The organism is Kribbella sp. NPDC056951 (genome assembly GCF_042674205.1).
Classification (GTDB): domain Bacteria; phylum Actinomycetota; class Actinomycetes; order Propionibacteriales; family Kribbellaceae; genus Kribbella; species Kribbella yunnanensis.
Genome location: NZ_JBHUQZ010000003.1, coordinates 945,568 through 965,751 on the forward strand (window position 1 = coordinate 945,568; position 20,184 = coordinate 965,751).

Annotated in this window: 20 protein-coding genes; 11 read left to right on the plus strand and 9 right to left on the minus strand. The window is 67.2% G+C overall.

Annotated features, from left to right (window positions below):
* The first annotated feature begins 2 nt into the window (after positions 1–2).
* From ACFTSF_RS17575 to ACFTSF_RS17590, 4 genes are read left to right on the plus strand one after another with little or no spacing between them, the layout of a single operon-like run.
* Positions 3–1,001: a hypothetical protein gene (locus tag ACFTSF_RS17575; protein ID WP_380154732.1), complete on the plus strand. Its 999-nt coding sequence runs from the start codon at positions 3–5 to the stop codon at positions 999–1,001.
* Positions 1,002–1,034: 33 nt separating this feature from the next.
* The gene (locus tag ACFTSF_RS17580; protein WP_380154733.1) at positions 1,035–1,862 is read left to right on the plus strand and encodes a phosphotransferase family protein; all 828 of its coding nucleotides are present in this window, start codon (positions 1,035–1,037) and stop codon (positions 1,860–1,862) included.
* Positions 1,859–2,728, plus strand: coding sequence for an NAD-dependent dehydratase (locus tag ACFTSF_RS17585; RefSeq protein WP_380154734.1), 870 nt, complete (start codon positions 1,859–1,861; stop codon positions 2,726–2,728). The genes ACFTSF_RS17580 and ACFTSF_RS17585 overlap by 4 nt, the downstream gene beginning before the upstream one ends.
* A 19-nt stretch (positions 2,729–2,747) precedes the next feature.
* The gene (locus ACFTSF_RS17590; RefSeq protein WP_380154735.1) at positions 2,748–5,813 is read left to right on the plus strand and encodes a GH92 family glycosyl hydrolase; all 3,066 of its coding nucleotides are present in this window, start codon (positions 2,748–2,750) and stop codon (positions 5,811–5,813) included.
* A gap of 154 nt (positions 5,814–5,967) precedes the next feature.
* On the opposite strand, the gene ACFTSF_RS17595 is transcribed toward ACFTSF_RS17590, so the two are convergent.
* The 3 genes from ACFTSF_RS17595 to ACFTSF_RS17605 form a co-directional block, all read right to left on the minus strand.
* Positions 5,968–6,879 carry a hypothetical protein gene (locus ACFTSF_RS17595; protein ID WP_380154736.1) on the minus strand — a complete coding sequence of 304 codons (912 nt, stop codon included), beginning with the start codon at positions 6,877–6,879 and terminating at the stop codon, positions 5,968–5,970.
* A gap of 11 nt (positions 6,880–6,890) precedes the next feature.
* Positions 6,891–7,082 (minus strand): hypothetical protein, encoded by a 192-nt coding sequence (locus ACFTSF_RS17600; RefSeq protein WP_380154737.1) that lies wholly within the window; start codon positions 7,080–7,082, stop codon positions 6,891–6,893.
* Positions 7,083–7,143: 61 nt separating this feature from the next.
* Positions 7,144–7,428, minus strand: coding sequence for a helix-turn-helix transcriptional regulator (locus ACFTSF_RS17605; protein ID WP_344151852.1), 285 nt, complete (start codon positions 7,426–7,428; stop codon positions 7,144–7,146).
* 52 nt (positions 7,429–7,480) lie between these two features.
* On the opposite strand from ACFTSF_RS17605, the gene map reads away from it, so the two are divergent.
* A complete protein-coding gene (map, locus tag ACFTSF_RS17610; RefSeq protein WP_380154738.1) occupies positions 7,481–8,254 on the plus strand; it encodes a type I methionyl aminopeptidase in 774 nt (257 codons plus the stop codon).
* A 405-nt stretch (positions 8,255–8,659) separates the two neighbouring features.
* Here the strand turns inward: map and ACFTSF_RS17615 are convergent, their stop codons facing one another.
* The 4 genes from ACFTSF_RS17615 to ACFTSF_RS17630 form a co-directional block, all read right to left on the minus strand.
* Positions 8,660–9,136: a helix-turn-helix domain-containing protein gene (locus ACFTSF_RS17615; protein ID WP_380154739.1), complete on the minus strand. Its 477-nt coding sequence runs from the start codon at positions 9,134–9,136 to the stop codon at positions 8,660–8,662.
* Between the two features lie 89 nt (positions 9,137–9,225).
* The gene (locus tag ACFTSF_RS17620; protein ID WP_380154740.1) at positions 9,226–10,221 is read right to left on the minus strand and encodes a LacI family DNA-binding transcriptional regulator; all 996 of its coding nucleotides are present in this window, start codon (positions 10,219–10,221) and stop codon (positions 9,226–9,228) included.
* Positions 10,222–10,290: 69 nt separating this feature from the next.
* Complete coding sequence (locus ACFTSF_RS17625) at positions 10,291–11,217, minus strand: ribokinase (RefSeq protein WP_344151864.1); 927 nt, start codon at positions 11,215–11,217, stop codon at positions 10,291–10,293.
* On the minus strand, positions 11,214–11,834 hold the full coding sequence (locus ACFTSF_RS17630) for an SIS domain-containing protein (RefSeq protein ID WP_380154741.1): 621 nt from the start codon (positions 11,832–11,834) through the stop codon (positions 11,214–11,216). Before ACFTSF_RS17630 ends, ACFTSF_RS17625 begins: the two co-directional genes overlap by 4 nt.
* Before the next feature lie 217 nt (positions 11,835–12,051).
* Between ACFTSF_RS17630 and ACFTSF_RS17635 the strand changes: the two genes are divergently transcribed.
* From ACFTSF_RS17635 to ACFTSF_RS17645, 3 genes are all read left to right on the plus strand, one after another.
* Positions 12,052–13,383: an ABC transporter substrate-binding protein gene (locus ACFTSF_RS17635; protein WP_380154742.1), complete on the plus strand. Its 1,332-nt coding sequence runs from the start codon at positions 12,052–12,054 to the stop codon at positions 13,381–13,383.
* Positions 13,384–13,448: 65 nt separating this feature from the next.
* Complete coding sequence (locus ACFTSF_RS17640) at positions 13,449–14,336, plus strand: carbohydrate ABC transporter permease (protein WP_380154743.1); 888 nt, start codon at positions 13,449–13,451, stop codon at positions 14,334–14,336.
* On the plus strand, positions 14,326–15,123 hold the full coding sequence (locus tag ACFTSF_RS17645) for a carbohydrate ABC transporter permease (protein ID WP_344151876.1): 798 nt from the start codon (positions 14,326–14,328) through the stop codon (positions 15,121–15,123). The genes ACFTSF_RS17640 and ACFTSF_RS17645 overlap by 11 nt, the downstream gene beginning before the upstream one ends.
* Here ACFTSF_RS17645 and ACFTSF_RS17650 read toward each other — a convergent pair.
* Both ACFTSF_RS17650 and ACFTSF_RS17655 read right to left on the minus strand, forming a co-directional pair.
* Positions 15,116–16,744 carry a DUF4091 domain-containing protein gene (locus ACFTSF_RS17650; RefSeq protein WP_380154744.1) on the minus strand — a complete coding sequence of 543 codons (1,629 nt, stop codon included), beginning with the start codon at positions 16,742–16,744 and terminating at the stop codon, positions 15,116–15,118. The genes ACFTSF_RS17645 and ACFTSF_RS17650 overlap by 8 nt on opposite strands.
* A 39-nt stretch (positions 16,745–16,783) precedes the next feature.
* Positions 16,784–17,440 carry a maleylpyruvate isomerase family mycothiol-dependent enzyme gene (locus ACFTSF_RS17655; RefSeq protein ID WP_380154745.1) on the minus strand — a complete coding sequence of 219 codons (657 nt, stop codon included), beginning with the start codon at positions 17,438–17,440 and terminating at the stop codon, positions 16,784–16,786.
* A 61-nt stretch (positions 17,441–17,501) separates the two neighbouring features.
* On the opposite strand from ACFTSF_RS17655, the gene ACFTSF_RS17660 reads away from it, so the two are divergent.
* From ACFTSF_RS17660 to ACFTSF_RS17670, 3 genes are read left to right on the plus strand one after another with little or no spacing between them, the layout of a single operon-like run.
* Positions 17,502–18,167: a VOC family protein gene (locus tag ACFTSF_RS17660; RefSeq protein ID WP_380154746.1), complete on the plus strand. Its 666-nt coding sequence runs from the start codon at positions 17,502–17,504 to the stop codon at positions 18,165–18,167.
* Between the two features lie 4 nt (positions 18,168–18,171).
* Positions 18,172–19,239 (plus strand): succinyl-diaminopimelate desuccinylase, encoded by a 1,068-nt coding sequence (gene dapE / locus ACFTSF_RS17665; protein ID WP_344151888.1) that lies wholly within the window; start codon positions 18,172–18,174, stop codon positions 19,237–19,239.
* Positions 19,240–19,277: 38 nt separating this feature from the next.
* The gene (locus ACFTSF_RS17670) at positions 19,278–20,150 is read left to right on the plus strand and encodes a TIGR00730 family Rossman fold protein (RefSeq protein ID WP_344151891.1); all 873 of its coding nucleotides are present in this window, start codon (positions 19,278–19,280) and stop codon (positions 20,148–20,150) included.
* Positions 20,151–20,184: the final 34 nt, after the last annotated feature.

The window sequence follows — 20,184 nt, forward strand, 5'->3', positions numbered from 1 at the left end:
AGATGACCGTCCCCGTCATCAGCATCACTGACCTGTTCCATCCGCCGGAGGATCCGGGCATCGACCTGCTCATGGCCTACGGCCTGCCCGAGGTCGATCTGCGCGCGGTGATCCTGGGTGAGAAGCGGTCATCGGTCCCAGGGCTCGTCGGCCCGCGCGATCCCGGCGTTGTCGCGGTCACCCAGCTGAACGCCATCTTCGGCCGGGAGATCCCGTTCGCCTGGTGCCCGTTCGCCCGGATGCGTGACCCGAACGACAGGATGTGTGACGCTCCGCCCTCCCAGCAGCGGGGGATCGAGCTGCTCATTCACGCCTTGGCGGACAGCCCGGAACCGGTACACCTCCTGTCCTTCGGGTCGGCCCGGCCGCTGGCGGTCGCCTACAACCGGGCGCCTGAGGTCTTCCGCGAGAAGGTCGCCCGGATCCACCTGTCTGCCAGTACGACGGTTGACCCGCAGGCGATCATCCGGGTCGTCGACGCCGGTCTGCCGCTCTCGCTCTACCCGCACTCCGCCGACGACATGTACGACAGCCACAACAAGCACTGGACGCTGCCGGATCTGAAGTGGATCGAGGACATGCATCCGTGGCTGCGGCGCTACCTCGGCTACGCGCTCGGCGGCTCCTCGCGCCCCGACTTCCTGCGCGCACTCGAGGAGGATGCGCCGGCGGACGTGATGGCCGACATCTACCATCGCACCCACTCGGTCCGCGAGACCGCCGTCTGGATGCAGGTAGCGGGTCGAGTCCTGGTACGGCGTACTGACGGTTGCCACGCGATCATTCCGGCCGCCGAGGTGTCGGCCGGGCAGACCGTGATCCGCAACGAGCAGGTCCCGTGCACGGTCCGCGCCACCGCGGACGGTCTGTACGAGTTCGACCTCGGCGGTGATGGGCAGACGACGGTCTTCGTTCGCGATGATCCGGTCGAGTACGAACAGGCGATGATCGACGCGATGCCGGCCCTCTACAAGTCCTTCCGACCCAGCGGTCTGAGCTGACATCAGACCGGTCAGACGTGATCTACTCGTCGGATGCTTCCAGCTTGGCTTCCTCCCGCGGTTCTCGAGGCGACGCAAGCACCGGAGGTCGAGGCGCTGCACGGTGAGCTGCTGCGGCAGTGGGCGTCGTCCGAGGTATGGCGGTTGTCGTACGGCCTGCGCAGTGTGATCGTGAAGCGCGGGACGGACACGCAGTCGGGTGAGTCGGCGGCGTACGAGCGATTCGTGGTCCCACTGGAACTGCCCGCGCCGCAGATCTTGTACGGCGCGGGCGAAGTCCTGGTGCTCGAGGACGTCGGGCGGGTGACGCTGGAGCAAGAACCGACGGCTGAGGGCTTAGTCGCCGCGGCCGGGCTGCTCGCCGAGATCCGTTCGGCGCCGGTCGATGGCGCGAGCGAGTTTCCACCCGAGCGGGTGAAGGAGCTGGCGGCCCGGATCGGGCGAATCACCTTCGACGTGTCGCCACTGACCGAAGCCCTCGCGACCCTGCACGACCAGACGCCGTCGCGGGTGGTGCACGGCGACTTCGTGCCGAAGAACCTGGTCACCGACGGGGTTCGCTGGACCGCGGTCGATTGGCCGCTCGCCCATCTCGCACCCCACCTCAGCGACTTGTACACGCTGATCCGCGAAGCAGTTGCCCTCGGCCACGATCGCGGACCGATAGTCGCCCAGTACGTCGAGGCTGCCGGTGCAGACCCATTTCTCGTCGACCGGCAGATCCTGGTCGGCGGTGCCTGCTTCTGCTTGCGGGCACTCGACTTCGTGGTCGCCGAAGGCTTGCAGACGATCCCCGAGTCGGCGGACTGGATCGACCCGCTGCTGACCGAACTGGCGGATCTCGTGGAGCAGTTGTCGTGAAGCTGCTGGTTCTCGGTGGCACGAAGAACCTCGGCCGGCATGTGGTCGAGGCGGCTCTAAGATCCGGCCACGACGTCACGCTCTTCAATCGCGGTACGACGAACCCCGGGCTGTTCCCGGAGGTCCGCCGACTGACCGGGGATCGCGCCGATCCGTCGGCACTGGCAGTGGGGGAGTGGGACTGCGTGATCGACATGTCCGGCTTTCTCGTGCGCGACGTGCGGTTGAGCGCCGAGCTCTTGCGGGACCGGGTCGGCCGCTACACGTACATGTCGTCCATCGCGGTTTACGCGGACCGGAAGACACCGGGGCAGGACGAATTCGGCGAGCTACTCCCTTGGCCGGTAGATGCCCCGGACAACGAATTCACGATGGATCTTTACGGGCCGTCGAAAGTGCGGTGCGAATCGTTGCTCGCAGCCACCTTCGGCGACCGGACCGCCGCCGTACGGTCTGGTTTCGTGGTCGGTCCGTACAACCCGGACTTCGGCAACTGGGGTACGGCGCTTGCCGCCGGCAACCGAATGGAGTCGGCGGCACCGCCTTCGCAACCCGTCCAGTACGTCGATGCCCGTGATCTCGCGGACTTCCTGCTGCTGGAGTTGTCGGGTCCGTTCAACGTGGTCGGCCCGAGCCGCACGATGGCCGAATTGGCCGCCGCCTGGCGTTCCGTCGTACCGGATCCGGCGCCGATGGACTGGGCGCCCGCTGTGGATCGCTTCCACCTGGCCGACGAAGGGCTCTTCCGGCTGGACAACAGCCGCGCGCTGGCGGCCGGGTTGCGGCTGCGGGCGGACGAGGAGAGCGCTCGGGACTACGTCGCCTGGATCCAGGATGGGAACATCCCTCCTGACCCGCCGCATTAATTGTTCTAACATTGCCGCCGTGATCCTTGAGACAGGTGGAGGGCCGGGCGGCCCGACGAGCCCGCAGGCAGGCTTCAGCAGCGTGGACGCGGTGCGTTACGCCGGGACTACCGGTGGGCGCCAGGAGGCGTCGCTGAGCGTGACCGCTGGGGTGATCCAGCGTGGGGAACGCCTGCGCTACAAGGTGTATCCGGAGCTGGACGAGCGGCTCGAGTACGACGCGACGTACGTGGCGGTGGACCTGGTTTTCACCGACGGGACGCGGCTGTCGGAGCTCGGGGCCGAGGATCAGTACGGGACCGCGTTCCACGCCTTCGGGCAAGGCGCCGCGAAGATCCTGTACGCCAACCAGTGGAACGACGTCCAGGTGGACCTCGCGGTCGCGGCCGGGAAGACGGTCACGGACGTCGTACTGACCGTTGACGCACCGGCCTCCGGTACGACGTTCATGGGCTGGATCGATGACGTGAAGATCGGGCCGGCGCCACCGCGGCTCGATGGGTCGGACCTGGCCGAGTACGTCGACACCCGGCGCGGAACCAACGCGAGTTTCGCCTTCTCCCGCGGGAACACGCTGCCGATCACCGCGTGGCCGAACGGGTTCAACTTCATCACGCCGGTGACGGACGCGTCGACGTACCGGTGGGCGTACGAGTACCACCGGCTGAACAACGCCGACAACCTGACCGAGCTGCAGGGGCTGACGTTCTCGCATCAGCCGAGCCCGTGGATGGGCGACCGCGACCAGCTGACGATCATGCCGGTTTCTGCTGCGACGCCGTTGGGTGATCCGGTGGCGCGTGCGGCGGCGTTCAGTCACGATGACGAGGTTGCTCGGCCGGATCTCTACTCCGTGCGTTTCACCAACGGTCTGCTGGCCGCGCTGGCGCCGACCGATCATGGGGCGATCTTCCGGTTCACGTTCCCTTCGGACGCCGCCGGGCGGCATCTGGTCTTCGACACGATCGACGAGAACGGTGCGTTCGCGTACGACGACGGTGCGCTGACCGGCTGGGTCGAGAGCGGCGCGGAGACCGGGCGGACTCGGATGTTCTGCTACGGCGTCTTTTCAGAGCTTCCTTCGTTCGGTCCTGCGGATGGCGGGCGGGCGAATGCGCGGGCGGCGACCTTCTCCGAGGATGAGGTGACGCTGCGGATCGCGACGTCGTTCATCAGTGTCGACCAGGCCCGGCGCAACCTGTCGCTGGAGCTCGAGGGTCGATCCTTCGAGGAGATTCAGCAGGCGGCCAACGCGATCTGGAACGAGCGGCTGGCGGTGATCCGCCCCGACGGCGCGACCGAACCGCAGTTGCGCACGGTCTACGGCAACCTCTATCGACTCAACCTCTACCCGAACTCACAGTTCGAGAACACCGGTACGGCGGAGGCGCCGTCGTACGCGTATGCCAGTCCGGTCATCCCGACCGTGGACGGGCAGGCGGTCGTGAAGCCCGGGAAGATGTATGTGAACAGCGGGTTCTGGGACACGTATCGGACCGCGTGGCCGGCGTACGCGTTCCTCTATCCGACGCTGGCTGCGGAGTTGGTCGACGGGTTCGTGCAGCAGTACCGCGATGGTGGGTGGATCGCGCGGTGGTCCTCGCCGGGGTACGCGGACTGTATGACCGGGACCTCGTCGGATGTCTCGTTTGCCGATGCTTATCTGCGCGGGGTCGCCTTGCCGGATCCGTTGACGACGTACGACGCCGGGCTGCGGAACGCGACCGTCGTACCGTCGGAGACCGAGGTCGGGCGGAAGGGCGCGACGACTGGATTCTTCAACGGGTACGTCAGCACGGACACCGAGGAGAGCGTGTCCTGGTCGCTGGAGGCGTACCTCAACGACTTCGGTCTCGCGGCGATGGCTTCGCGGCTGGCGGACGACCCCAGCGTTGGCGAGCTTCGCCGCGAGCGGTTGCGGGAGGAAGCGGCGTACCTGTACCGGCGTTCGCAGAACTACGTGCTGCTCTTCGACCCGGCGATCAAATTCTTCCAGGGCCGGCGGCCGGACGGGTCCTTCGCGCAGACGCCGGATGAGTTCGACCCCTGCGAGTGGGGCGGCGACTTCACCGAGACCGACGGCTGGAACTTCGCCTTCCACGTCGCCCACGACCCCCGCGGCCTGGCCGGCCTGTACGGCGGTCCGAGCGGCCTCGAGGCCAAGCTCGACGAGTTCTTCGCGACGCCGGAACTGGCCACGAAGAAGGGCTCCTACGACATCGTCATCCACGAGATGCTCGAGGCCCAGGCCGTCCGGATGGGCCAGTTCGGCTTCAGCAACCAGCCGGCCCACCACATCGCCTGGATGTACAACTACGCCGGCGCCCCGCACAAGACCCAGGCCATCGCCCGCGAGGTCCTCGACCGCCTGTACGTCGGCGAACAGATCGGCCAGGGCTATCCCGGCGACGAGGACAACGGCGAGATGTCGGCCTGGTACCTCTTCGCCGCCCTCGGTCTCTATCCCCTGCGCGTCGGTGCTCCCGAGTACACCATCGGTTCGCCCCTCTTCCCGCGCGTCACCGTCGCACCCATCGGCGGAACCCCACTGGTCATCACGGCCTCGGACGTGGACCACCCGTACGTCCAAGAACTCCGCGTCGACGGCAAACCGTTGTCCGTGGCATCAATCACCGACGCGGCCCTGCAATCGGCCTCGCTCGTCGAGTTCGTCCTAGGCCCCGAACCCTCCGACTGGGGCACCCTGCAATCCCCGCCGTCCCTCTCCTCCGAGGTCCCAGCACCACTGGTCGACCTGATCCCCTTGGATCCGTCGAACCCACTCTTCGACAACACCGCCGCCACATCGGCCGCAGTCTCAGTTGTCGAGTGGTCCCTCCCAGCCCCGGCAACCGCAGCCTTCTACACCCTCACCTCAGCCACTGCCGACGCCCCAACCTCCTGGCGCCTGGAAGCCTCCCCCGACGGCACCACCTGGTCCACCCTCGACGAACGCACCAACGAAACCTTCCCCTGGCCCCACCAACTCCGCCCCTTCCAAATCCCCACCCCAACTCCCCACCAGCACTACCGCCTAACCTTCCCAACCCCTGCCTCTTTGGCCCAGGTAGAACTCCTCCACTAGCCGCCTCCACCCATCCCGGCCAGGTGTCCAGCACCAACCGCGCGATCCTCCGATCGACAGGACGTACAACCCCAGTAGGCGGCCCCGCCCCGCTCACCGCCGGCGGCTGGGGTGCGCCGGCGGCGTATACGTCCTGTCCGTCGGCAGGTTGAGGCTACGCGGCGGCGTGTTGGAGGCGGGGTTCGGCTTGGTCGAGTACGGCGGTGAGGGCGACTGGGGGGTGGTTCCAGAGGATTTCGGCGCGGGCGTTGTGGAGGGCCGGCCAGAGACTCGCCGCCCAGGCGACCTCTAGTTCGTCGGCGGTGAACTCCCGTTCCTCCTGGTAGGCAACGAGAAACGCCTCTGAACTCACCAGCGGGGCGAGCGTGGGAATCTCGGTACTGGCGAACGCGCCCGGGGCGGCACCGACCAACGCGGGCTCCGGCAACCACGCGACGCTGTCCCAATCATGGACGACGTACGGCGTGTGCCCGTGCCAGCGCAGGTTCTGGGCTTCCCAGTCCGCGTGACCGAGTACATGTCGCATCGAGCCCGCTCTGAGCAACCGCCGTCGCGCCCGACGTGCGATCGCCACCAGATCCGCCCGCACCGAATCCGCACCCGGCCTCGTGTCGTGAACCGCGTTCGGCGGCCATTCGCCCGGTCCGTCGTGATCCCACCGGACCCACTCCGGATTAGGCAGTGGCGGCGGCAACTGCAGTCGCCGCGTCACCTCCATCACCGCGGAATACAGTCGGGCCGACCGCTTCGCCGTACCGGCATCGTTGCCCCGGGCAACCTCACCCCCAGACCGCCACTCCTCCGCATGTACCGCCCGGTCGCCCACCACGCTCACCCCGGTCAACGGGCGAGCACAAGGCAACCCAGCCTCAACCGCCGCTCGCTGCACCGCCAAACACGTCGCCACCCGCTCACCACGCGGCCGCGCCTTCACCACAACCTTGCGACCATCATCCAGCCGCAGTCCCCACACCTCACTCATCACCGAAGCAGCCAACAACACCTCAACCGGCCGAGCCCCCAGCTCCCGCCCACACCACTCCTCGACCCATGGCTCGATCTCCACAGTGCCGCCGCCTAACGGCGTTGGGGTAGTCGCACGACGAGGTACTCCTTCGCGCGCGAGTTGATCTGGCAGCCGGCCGCATACTGCTCCGCGCTACCGCGGTCGGCAAAGCGATACGCCTGCGACTCCCGGCCCCAACCGGAGTTCCGCCTCGTGGCGCCTTCGCCGCACCAGAAGAGGATCCCGCCATCGTCGAGACGCACACAGACCGCCCATTCGGTGTCCCGTGGAGCCAACCGCGTCCCAGCTCGTTTCGGCACCGGGCTACGAGGCGAGGCGTTCGCGGGTACGGCGGGGGGTGGGCTCGGGCGGGTTGATCTCGGTCCAGACGTCGTCGAGGGAGAGGTCGAGGACGTCGGCGATGGCGGCGATGGTGGGGAAGGCCGGGGTGGCGACGCGGCCGGACTCGATTTTGCGGAGGGTCTCGGGGGAGACGCCGGCGTCGAGGGCGGTGTCGAGGATGGAACGATCACCTCGGGCGCGGCGCAGCAGGGCGCCGAGGCGCTGTCCGCGCTCGATCTCGGTGGGGGTGAGGGGCAACCTGACCATGGTGGGATTATAGTACCGGTATAGTTATTGGTTGCGTGAGAGGGACGCCCGCATGATCGAGATCCTGAGCTCCACCGAGCTCACCCAGGCGACGAAGACCGGCGCCCTGGTCGGCACCATCCTGCAGACCTTGAAGAGCCGGACCACGGTCGGTACCAACCTGCTCGACATCGACCAGTGGACCAAGGCGATGATCGCCGACGCCGGCGCCCAGTCCTGCTACGTCGACTACGAGGCCTCGTTCGGCCGCGGCCCCTTCGGCCACTACATCTGCACGGCCGTGAATGACGCCGTACTGCACGGCAAGCCCTCGAACCACACCCTCGCCGACGGCGACCTGCTGACCCTCGACCTCGCCGTACTCCAAGGCGGCGTGGCCGCCGACGCCGCCATCAGCTTCATCGTCGGCGACACCCAGCCCGCCGAGAGCCTCGCCCTGATCGCCGCCACCGAACGCGCCCTCACCGCCGGCATCGCCGCCGCCCAGCCCGGCGCCCACATCGGCGACATCTCACACGCCATCGGCACCGTCCTCACCGCCGCCGGCTACCCCATCAACACCGACTTCGGGGGCCACGGCATCGGCTCGACCATGCACCAGGACCCCCACGTAGCCAACACCGGCCGCCCCGGCCGAGGCTACAAACTCCGCCCCGGCCTCCTCCTCGCCCTGGAACCCTGGGTCATGCAAGACACCGCCGACCTCGTCACCGACCCCGACGGCTGGACCCTCCGCAGCGCCACCGGCGCCCGCACAGCCCACACCGAACACACCATCGCCATCACCCCCGAAGGCCCCCAAATCCTCACCCTCCCGCACGCCTGACCGTCCCACCCGGACCGCCCCCACTCACCAACCTCCACGAGGCGGTCTCCCGCACGCTCAACCACCGACCGACAACCGCCCACGACGGCACTTGGTGAGTGGCACAGGTCCGCAGAACCCAGGACGTGGCGGTCATCGGCGTCCGGAAGACTGATCACGTCGATCAGTGGCTCGAAGCCGGTGACCACTGGGTCGCGGACTGCCTTGTTCATGAGTTGGCGAGTGCGGTCAAGCCGCGCTGAGTCGAGGTCGGGCCGATTGCTCTTCAGATTGCGAAACGTCTCGTCCAGGATGGCGTCGGTCCACTTGGCTTGCACCAGCCCGGCCTGTGCGACGCGAATGAGAAGGTCGCGAAGGCTGCTTGGGTAGAGAACGTTGGCGTCGTAGACGGCGATGAACGGCACGTCAGTACAGGTCCATGTCCTGATCGAGCTCGGCCAGCTCGTCGACGGCGGCGCGACGTTCCTGGTCGTCCTTGCGTTTGTAGTTCATCAGTGAGTCCGCGCGGACCCGGCGGTGCTTGCCGACCTTGCGGTACTCGATGTCACCGGTGTCGAGGAGGCCGATGAGGTATGGCCTGGAGACGTTCAGTAGGTCTGCTGCCTGCTGGGTTGTCAGCTCGGCATGCGCAGGTACGACGGAGACTCCCTGACCCGCCGCCATATGCGCAAGCACGCGAGCGAGTAACTCGACCGCACTGCGAGGGAGCGAAAGGGATTCGTCAGGGTCGCCATCGACGACGACGCGAAGCTCGCGTTCATCGGCATGCATGGAGAGATAACGCGTGATGCGGCGCAGAGCAAGGTCTGCGGTAGCGGCCTCGGACGGGTCCGGAAGCACTTGAGCAATCTTGGCCGACCCCACGGTGTCTCCTCCTGTCATCGCCGGCGTCTATCCGAAGTATCCGCAATAAACGCAGTAAACGCAACGAAGATCCAGAGTCGACCCAGCCCGCCGCGGAGCGGTGTCGTTTATTTCGGGGCTGAGGTGGCTCGGATGTGTAGTTCGGTGCGGAGGGTGACGGTGGAGGGTGGGCGGCCGGGGGAGGCGATGCGGTCTTTCAACAGAGTGCCGGCGGTTCGGCCTAGTTCGTAGGTGGGTTGGGCGACGGTGGTGAGGCTGGGGACTACGAGGTCGGCCCAGGGGATGTCGTCGAAGCCGACGATGGCGATGTCTTGGGGGGCGCGGAGGCCTTTTTGGGCCAGGTATTCGAGGGCGCCGACGGTCATCAGGTTGTTGGTGGCGAAGAGGGCTTCGGGGGGTTCGGGGAGGGCCAGGAGGGATTCCATGGCGGCGAAGCCGCCGGCTTCGCGGAAGTCGGCGTGGCGGACCAGGTCCTTGTCGTAGCGGATGCCGGCGGCTTTGAGGGCGGAGCGGTAGCCGGCCAGGCGGTCCATGGCGGTGCTGACCTTGCGGGGGCCGGTGATGCAGGCGATCCGGCGGTAGCCGCCGTCGATGAGGTGTTTGACGCCTTCGTGGGCGCCGTGTTCGTTGTCGACCAGGACGGTGTCGGCCTCGACGCCGTCGACGCGGCGGTCGATCAGGACCATCGGGGTCTTGGCCTCGGCGAGTTGCTGGACGCCTTCGGCGGTCGAGGTCGGCGAGATCACGACCCCGGCCATCTGTTCGGTCAGGACAGCCGACGCGTACGCCGCTTCCTTCGCCGGATCCTCGTCGGAATTGCAGAGGACGACGTGGTACCCCTCGGTCTGCGCCACGTCCTCCAACCCACGCACCAGCGAGGTGAAGAACGGGTTCTCGATGTCGGAGATGACCACGGCCCACAGGTTCGTCCGGGACTTGCGCAGATTCCGGGCGACGCCGTTCGGGCGGTAGCCGAGCTCGGCCACGGCAGCCCGGACCTTCTCGGACAGCTCCGGGTCGACGTTGCGCCGGCCGCTGAGTACCCGGGAGACCGTCGCCGGGGACACACCGGATCTACGCGCGACGTCGTAGATCGTCGTCATACCCGCCCCCTGCTGGAGATCGATTAACCGTCTGGATCGCACTCTAACCCCGATCCAGTGCCAAGGATCTCATTGGTTCAGCAGGGCGAGTGCGGCTGCGCGGGCGGGGGCGGACGCGGCGGCGCCGTTGACGGTGGTGGAGAGGGCGCCTGCGGCGTTGGCCAGGCGTACGGCGGCGATCAGGTCGGCGCCGGAGGCAAGGGATGCGGCCAGTGAGCCGCAGAAGGCGTCGCCGGCACCGACTGTGTCGACGGTCGCCACGCGGTGCGGTTCGACCCACACCTCCGCGCCGGACGATCGGTCCACGACGAACGCGCCGCGTGCTCCGAGTGTCACCACGCAGCCCCGCAGATCCCACTCGTCCGCGAGTTTCCGGGCGATCACCGGCACCTGGGTCTCGTCATCGCAGTCCAGTCCGGTCAGTGCCGCGGCCTCGACCTCGTTCGGGACCAGGATGTCGACGTCCGCCGCGACGAGCGGATCGATCGGACCGACCGGTGCCGGGGTCAGGATCGTCGTGACCCCAGCGGCCGCGGCCAGCCGCAACGCGACCGCGCTGGCCGCAATCGGCAGCTCCAGCTGAACGCTGAGCACCCGGCTGCCGGTGATCACGTCGGCGAACGCCTCAACGTCTGTCGGCGTGATCGCCGCATTGGCCCGCGACACGATGATGATCGAGTTCCCGCCGTCCGGCAGCACGAGTGGCAACCCAACCCCGGTCCCCAGCGACGGATGCCGGACGACCCACGATGTGTCGACCCCGTCCGACTCGAGCAGTTCGACGAACTCCTCGCCGTACCGGTCACTGCCGATCGTCCCGACGATCGCCGTCCGGGCGCCCATCCGGGCCGCGGCGATCGCCTGGTTCACGCCCTTGCCGCCGAGGTGTTCGGCGAACCCGGTCCCGTGCAACGTCTCGCCGGGCAGCGGCCGCCGATCCGCCGACGCGACGAGGTCCTTCATGAACGACCCGAGCACGCACACGTCGTACCTCATGCGTCCTCCCCGAGCAGACGCTTGCCCAGGGCACCGGACGGATGGAACCGCGCGAAGTCGTGATGATCGAACTCCCGCAGTACGACGAGCGCACACGCCAGCGCATCGCCCATCGCCAGCGAGGCCGTGGTCGACGCGGTCGGCGCCAGGTTCAGCGGATCGGCCTCGCGCAGCACCATCGTGTCCAGCGTGTACGTCGACAATCGGGCCAGCGTCGATTTCTCGGCACCGGTCATCGCGATCACCGAGATCCCGCGCTCGCGCAGCATCCGGGCGAACGCACAGACCTCGGCCGTCTCGCCGGATGCGGACAACGCGAGGACGAGATCCCGCGAAGTGACCGCGCCGGAATCGCCGTGCAGCGCATCACCGGAGTGGATGAAAGTGGCCGGCGTACCGGTGCTTGCCAGCGTGGCCGCAATCTTCCGCCCGACCAGCCCGGACTTCCCGAGCCCGGTCACCACCAGATGCCCTTCGCAAGCGGCAACAGCGATCAGTACGTCGAGGAAGACGCCGTCGAGGCGGTCGGCCAGTGCCGACACGGCCGCGGCCTCGGTCTCGATCGCTGTCCGTGCTGCCTGGAGACCGCGGGCGACCCGGTCCGGCACAACTGGCATCCCCGAAACCCTCCGATAGTGAGAAATCGATTTCCATCGAGTAGACGCAGAGTAGGGAGTGCGCCTGCGGAGTGTCAACGGCTGATTCCTGGCTGAAACCCTTGCGGATAGACCAATCACTCCGGATTCGGGCGGATCGACAGCGGCTCTGGTCTTGACCGGCTCAGCTCCCGATCGTAGATTGCGAGAAATCGATTGCCCACCCCTGGAGCAGCTGATGGTCGCCACACTTCCCCCTGCCCGCCTGAGCCGCCGTACGCTGCTCGGCGCTTTCGCCGCCATACCGCTGTTGTCGGCCTGCGGAGGTTCGTCCGGCGGTGACGGCAAGGAGATGTCGTTCTGGAACTTCTACGGCCCGTCCGACGACCAAGGACCGCAGAGCAAGTGGTTCGTCTCGGTCGTCGACGAGTGGAACAAGAACAACGACGTCAAGGTCAAGCTGCGCTACATCCCCGGCAAGGACTACCTGAACGGGACCACGCTGCAGACCGCGTTCCAGTCCGGACAGGGCCCCGACATCTTCCTGATCAGCCCGGGCGACTTCCTGCGCTACTACAACGGCAACGTCCTGCAGGACCTCGGCTCGGCGCTGTCGCCCGAATCCAAGGCCGACTACCTCCCGGGACTGCTCGAGGCGCGAAGTGTGGACGGCAAGGTCTACGGACTGCCGATGGAGATCGAGCCATTGGCCATGTACTACAGCGAAACCGCCTTCGAGAAGGCCGGTCTGTCCGAGGCCGACCTGCCCAAGACGTGGGACGAAACGCTCGCGGTCGCCGAGAAGCTCACCGGCAAGGACCGGTACGGCGTGATGTTCGAAACGCTGCCGGGGTACTACCAGAACTTCACCTGGTACCCGTTCCTTTGGCAGGGGGACGGTACGCCGATCAAGGACGGAAAGGTCGCGTTCGATTCGCCGGCCGCGGTACAGGCGTTGAAGTTCTGGCAGGACACCATTCAGAACAAGGTTGCCCCGCGCAAGGCGCTTGGCGACGGCGGTGGTGACGTGGTCTCGAACCTCGGCTCCGGTGCGGCCGCGATGCAGCAGAGCGGCATCTGGGCGGTCGCGGATATGCGCGCCAAGGCGAAGAACTTCAAGTACGGCATCATTCCGCATCCGACTCCGAGTGGTGGCAAGGCGGCCACCGACCTCGGCGGCTGGGCGTTCGTGGCCAACTCGAAGGGGAAGAACCCGGAGGCGGCGGCCAAGTTCATCGCGTGGGCGCTTGGTTCGACGGACGCAGCCGGGGTTGAGCGGCAGCGGCAATGGAACACGGTGGTCAAGACCAATGTGCCGCCGCGGAAGTCGGTCCAGGCGGCGGCTGACGCGAAGGGGGCTTTCGCGGATGGTGCGCTGAAGAAGTTCGTCAGCGAGATCGCGCCGACCGGAAAGCCGGAACCGCGGTTCCCACCGGAGGTCTATCAGCCGATCGCGGATGCCATCCAGGCCTGCCAGTTGAACGCCGCCGACCCGGCCAAGGCGGCGGCTGACGCGGCGGCCCGGATCGACACCTTCCTGAAGACCTACCAGGGCGCGCCGATCAGCTGATGGTGACCACAACAGCTCCACCGTCCAAGCCGGTTGCGCGGGCGTTGCCGGCGCAGAAGCGGGGGATGACACGGAAGCGGCGGGAGGCGCTGGCGGCGTACGCGTTCCTGGCGCCGGACACGCTCGGTCTGCTGATCTTCGTCGCGCTGCCGATGGTGCTCGCGTTCGGCGTCGCGTTCTTCAAGGTCGATGGCTTCGGCAACTATCAGTACGTCGGTCTGGCGAACTACAAGCTGATGGCCGGCGACGACCAGCTGCTCGCCTCGTTGAAGGTGACCGCGATCTACGTGGTCACCTTCGTCCCGATCGCGTTCGTGGTCAGCTTCGCGTTGGCCATGCTGGTGCGCAACCATTTCAAAGGGATCGGCTGGGTGCGCTCGGCGTTCTTCCTGCCGAACGTGGTCAGCCTGGTCGTGGTCGGTCTGATCTGGCAGTTCCTGCTGGTTGACAAGCGCGGCGCGTTGTCCAAGCTGCTCGCACCACTCGGTCTCGGCGACGTGTCCTTCCTCGGTACGCCGTCCCTTGCCCTCGGCACCTATGTGGTGATCAGCGTCTGGTTCCTGATGGGCTATCAGATGCTCGTCTTCCTGGCCGGGCTGAAGGACGTGCCTCGCGAGCTCGAGGACGCAGCTTCGATCGACGGTGCGGGCCCTTGGCAACGGTTCCGGTTCGTGATCTGGCCGCTGCTCCGCCCGACCAGCTTCTTCGTGGTGGTGAACTCGACGATCGGCGCGGTCACCGGTCTGCAGGCCTTCGACCTGGTCTTCGTGCTCACCAAGGGCGGTCCGGCGCGCGCGACCAGCACGGTCGTCCTCTACATCTACGAGCAGGCGTTCACCTTCAACAACATGGGGTACGCCGCCGCGCTGACCACCGTGGTCGTCGCGATCCTCGTGCTCTGTACCGGCTTGATGTTCGGTGTCACCCGAGGAGGCCGATTCGATGAGGATTAGGGTCCTGCCGATCGTCGCCCATGTGCTCGCGATCATCGCGGTGTTACCACTGCTCTGGATTGTGATCAGTGCTCTCAAACCAGCCGAAGACGTCTTCAACTTCGGCTGGCCGTCGACCTGGACGCTGGACAATCTGCAGTACGTGCTGCTGAAGATCCCGATGCCGCGGTTCATGTTGAACTCGGCGATCGTCTCGGTCGCGGTGACCGTGATCGCACTGTTCTTCCACTCGATGGCGGCGTACGCACTGGCCCGGCTGCGGTTCCCGGGCCGCGGGATCATCTTCTCCGGCATCATGTCGACGCTGCTCGTCTCGCTGCCGGTGATCCTGGTACCGCTGTTCCTGGTCGCGAAGCAGCTCGGCCTACTGGACAGCTATGCCGGTCTGATCGTGCCGAGCATCTTCCATGCCTTCGGCATCTTCCTGCTCCGCCAGTACTACCTGAACATCCCTCGTGAGCTGGAGGAAGCAGCCGACCTCGACGGCTGCGGCTACTGGCGACGGTACTGGAGTGTCATCCTGCCGCTGAGTCGTCCGGTACTCGCCTCACTGTCGGTGCTGTTCTTCCTGGCCAACTGGAACGCGTTCCTCTGGCCGCTGACCATCACTCGCAATCCGGACCTCCGCGTCATCCAGCTCGGCGTCTCCGGCATGCAGGGGCAGTACGCCTCCGCCTGGAACCTCATCCTCGCGGCGGCCGTGATCGCCGCCGTACCGACTGTCGTGGTGTTCGTCGCCGGTCAGAAGCGACTGGTCGATGCGATGAAGACGACCGGTCTTAAGTGAGTGCGGCCACCATGCGTTGACGGGCTTGGTAGTAGTGATCCGGGTCGAGCACTGGCCGGTTGAAGCGCAGTGTTCGGTCCGGGTCGATCAGGTCGAGTGCCGCGTCGAGGCCGTGCCGGGCGCGGACGGCTTGGAGCGCGCGGTGGTCCCAGATCGCTTGGGCGAAGACGCGGTGGCGGAGCGACGGCCACGGCGTACCGTCGGTGCCGGGGTAGACGATGAACGGGTCCCCGGACGGGAACGCGCCACCGGCTGAGGTCTCGGTGAACGGATCCACCTGCCGGACGGAGTACTGGGTGTACCAGAAGTTGAAACCCCAGTGCAGGAAGCCGTCTACGCCTGATGCGAAGAGCTGGTGGCCGATGGCGCGGTTGCGTGCGGAGGGCATGCCAATGAAGCGGTTCGCGACGTCGCGGTTCTGGCTGACGCAGTAGTAAACCCAGAGGCGCTCCGGGCGCTCTTTGAGGAACGGCTCGACGTGATCGGTGGCGACGACGGGCAGCGGGACGGCTCCTGACGTCCAGAACGAGTGCTCGCTCAGAGCGTCGACGAGTGTCCAGCCTTTCAGCAGATCGGCGACGACAGCCTTTGCTGCGAGGTAGCTGGCGAGACCTTCTTCTCCTGAGGGCTCATCGGAGATGTGGAAGACCACGTGGTCGCGGTCCCACTCCTCGTCGAGCACTGCCTGGAGTGCCGGCAACAGTGCCTCCATCAGCTGCCGGTACTGCGGATCTGTCGCATCGACGTCCCAGCCGAAGGCGCGGTCGCCGTCCACCACGATGCCGGGCGTGGCCTTCGCGCCCCACTGCGTGAACAGGTGTGCGACCTCGACACCCGTGATCCCGTTCCGTCGGCATAGCTCGAGCCAGCGGCGCAGCTTGTCGAAGCCGAAGCGGTATCCGTCGTCCGTGGTGGTGATGTCGATGAGCTGTACGACGGTGCGGTACGAATCGACCGCTGTGTCGAGAGGTGGTGTCCAGACCGGCGTGAGCAGTGAGGTCGCGCCCATCTCGGCCGCTGACGCCATGAAGCGGTCGAGCAGCGCCCAGTGTTCTTCGCTGAACACCTCGACGCCATAGTGGTCAGCCAGCGAGTCGACGTGCATCCAGTGACTCGACACGATGTCGAGTGCCGGTAGCTCGATTCCGGTGAGCTCGACGGTGACCTGCTGCCGGTGCAACTCAGTCCCGTCGGGTGCACTCAGTACGACGGTCAGCTCGTGGCGACCGGCCCGTGCGGCGTCGGTGGTGCTCACGTCGAACCAGAGCGCCGCCCACTCGCCGGGGCGCACCGAAGCCTCGCCGCTGGGGATTGGCCGCAGCACGTCCGGGTACAGCCCGGGCTCGTCGAATTCGTAGCCGTCGTCGTGCTCGGGGAACGCCAGCAGGTCGCAGTGCACGAGGTCCACGCTCGACACCCTGACCAGGTCAGCCGCCGAGCCCTCGACGCGCACCCGCAGCGCGCCTGGATCGTCGAGCGGTGGGCGGTAGGCGAGCTGGAACGACGCCGGCTCTCCGAGGAACGCCTGGAATCGGGTCGCGGCGGCCACGGGACGCGGGTCCCGAGTGGGATGCACCTTCGCCAGGGCATCGCAGAGCACGAACGTCCACTGCGCAGTCATGCCTACATCATTCAGATGTGCGCAGGAATGCACAACAGTTTACGGCCAGGGGAGTAGTTCTGGTGCGCCTTCGATCTCGGCGCGGCCGGCGTACCAGGCGGTGAGGGCGGTGAGGGTTCCGGTGAGGAGGTGGTCCTCGCCGGTGCCGTTCTCCCAGAGCGGGCCGTCTGAGGGCTGCAGGATCAGGTGGATGCCGTCGGGGGTGCGGGGGCGCAGGAAGTCGAGCAGGTGGGCGCAGAAGGGTGCAGGCCACTCGTCGGGGGTGGCGGCGAGGCCCAGGTCGCTGGTGTGGATGAGCAGCTCGCGCCACGTGGCGTCGATGCCGTGGGCCAGGGTGCTGTTGCGGTGCAGGATCGGCCGGGACCAGTCCTCGGGCCCGACGCGGTCCCAGGCGGCCAGGAGGTCGGTGAGTGCTTGGTTGAGGTCTGCGGTGAGCTCTGCGGCCGTGCGGTGCGCCCCGGCTTCGATATCCGCGTCACGGGCGGGCCGGCCGCCGTCGTACACCTCGACGAGCTCACCGCGCAGGGCGTACTCGACCTGGCGGGTCATGGCTCGCGAGAAGTTGGCTATGTGGGTGATCACGTGCCCGCGCGACCAGCCGGGCAGTACGGAGTCGCCCCGGGCGGTGGTCTCGTCCAGGCCGTCCACCAGCGCGCTCAGCCGAGCCGCGGCGGTCTTCACGTCGATCAGGGCCACAAGCGCTCCTTCGTCCAGGTTGTCGCCCACGACCCTAAGTCAGTTTGGCTAGCCTGATCGCATGACGGTGGCCCGGTTCAAGGATTTGTGTATCGACACGAACGCGTCGAGTCCCATGGTGGCGTTCTGGGCGGACGTGCTCGGGCTGACCGTGCCGGCCGACAATCCGACCGTGCTGCTCGGCGACACGCCCGAGAAAACGATCTGGATGAACGTCGTCCCCGACCCACGGACGACCAAGAACCGGGTCCACCTCGACGTGCACACCTCGTCGATCGACGACCTGGTCGCGGCCGGGGCGACTGTCCAGGGGGAGCATCCGCACTGGACCGTGCTGACGGATCCGGAGGGCGGCGAGTTCTGCGGATTCGTGCGGGAGCGCGTTCCGGCGTACCGGCTGATGGAGCTGGTGGTCGACTCGGTCGATGCGAAGGCACAGGCCGAGTGGTGGGCCGGAGTGGTCGGCGGTGACCTCGGGAGCTCACCGGACAACCCGTGGTACTGGCTGGAGAACGTGCCCGGTCTGCCCTTCACCTACTGGGTGTTCGTGCCGGTGCCCGAGCCGAAGACCGCGAAGAACCGCGTGCACTGGGATGTCAGCGCACCAGCGCTGCAGCCGGTGCTGGACGCCGGTGCGACGCTACTGCGCCCCAGGGACAACGAGATCGGCTGGCACATCTGCGCAGACCCCGAAGGCAACGAGTTCTGCGTCTTCTTGGACCATTAGCCCCATGACTCAGCTCGACTTGACCCTGTCCGGACCTGATCTGACCGAGGCGCTGGTGAACGTGTCCTCGGTGAGTGGGACCGAGGAGCCGCTGGCTGACCAGGTCGAGGCGGCGTTGTCGGCGTACTCGCATCTGAAGGTGTTCCGGCACGGGAACACGGTGGTGGCGCGGACTGACCTCGGGCGGGCCGAGCGGATCGTGATCGCCGGGCATCTGGACACCGTCCCGCTGAACGACAACCTGCCGGCGCGGCGCGCGGACGGGCTGATCCACGGGCTCGGTGCGTGCGACATGAAGGGCGGAGTCGCCGTTGGGCTGCGGCTCGCGGCCACGCTGGCCGAGCCGAACCGGGACGTGACGTACGTCTTCTACGACTGCGAAGAGGTCGAGTCAGAGCGGAACGGGCTGTTCAAGCTGACCCAGTCGAACCCTGAGCTGCTGGAAGGCGTGTTCGCGGTCGTGATGGAGCCGTCGAACGCAGTGGTCGAGGCGGGCTGCCAGGGGACGATGCGGATCGAGGTCACCACCCGTGGCGAGCGTGCGCACTCGGCGCGGTCGTGGATGGGCCGCAACGCGATCCACGCGGCGGGGGAGATCCTGGCGCGACTGGCGGCGTACGAGCCACGGCGGGTGCCGATCGACGGTCTGGAGTACCGCGAGGGGCTGAACGCGGTCGGAATCACCGGTGGGGTCGCGGGGAACGTCGTACCGGACCTGTGCACGGTGGAGATCAACTACCGGTTCGCGCCGAGCCGGTCCGAGGCGGAGGCCGAGGCGCATCTGCGTGAAGTCTTCTCCGGGTACGACGTGGTGGTGACGGACTCGGCACCCGGGGGACTGCCCGGGCTGGAGCGGCCGGCCGCTGCCGCGTTCCTGCAGGTGGTCGGGGGTGAGCCGAAGCCGAAGTTCGGGTGGACCGACGTCGCGCGGTTCACGCTGCTCGGCGTACCGGCGGTGAACTACGGGCCCGGCGACCCGCTGTACGCGCACAAGCAGGATGAATTCGTGCCGGAGGCGGAGATCTCGTTGTGTGAACAACGGCTGAGGAGTTGGTTGACCGACCCGGCGTGAACCGGCCTGTGCGTGCCACTAGGTCCTAACCTGGGGGCATGGCAGATGAACCTTCGATCCACCCCGACCGTCCGGTCGGCCACCAGCAGCGCGGGCCGGTCGTGATGCGACGCAACCAGGTGCAGCACTCCACGTCCGAGCAGCGGCTGCTGGACAGCCGCGGGCCGTCCGACTGGGTGCACACCGATCCGTGGCGGGTGCTGCGGATCCAGTCGGAGTTCATCGAGGGCTTCGGCATGCTCGCCGAGCTCGGTGCGGCGATCAGCGTGTTCGGGTCGGCGCGGACGAAGCCGGACGACCCGATGTACCTGGCCGCCGAGGAGCTGGCGCGGAAGCTGGTCGCGTCGGGGTATGCGGTGATCACCGGTGGCGGGCCGGGCGTGATGGAGGCGGCGAACAAGGGCGCCTCCGAAGCCGGCGGGGTCTCGGTCGGGCTCGGCATCGAGCTGCCCTTCGAGAACGGCCTGAACGAGTGGGTCGACATCGGGATGAACTTCCGGTACTTCTTCACGCGCAAGACGATGTTCGTGAAGTACGCGCAGGGGTTCGTGGTGATGCCCGGTGGTTTCGGCACGCTGGACGAGCTGTTCGAGGCGCTCACGCTGGCGCAGACCCGCAAGGTGACGTCGTTCCCGGTCGTGCTGTTCGGGTCGTCGTACTGGGGCGGGCTGGCCGATTGGCTGCGCGAGACGATGCTCGCGGACGGCAAGATCTCGGCTGCCGACCTCGACATGTTCACGATCACCGACTCCGTTGACGAGGCGGTGAGCTACATCATCAAGGCCGCCGAGCTCGCCGATGCCGCTGCTGAAGAGGCGGCGTCGGCCGCTGCTCAGCAGGTCGCCGAAGCGGAGAACCCGGCCGCTCGCGAACGTCGCGAGGAGCGCCGTCTCGGGTCGGACGGGAGCTAGCCGGGGTCCGCGGATCGAGACTCGGGGACCCGCC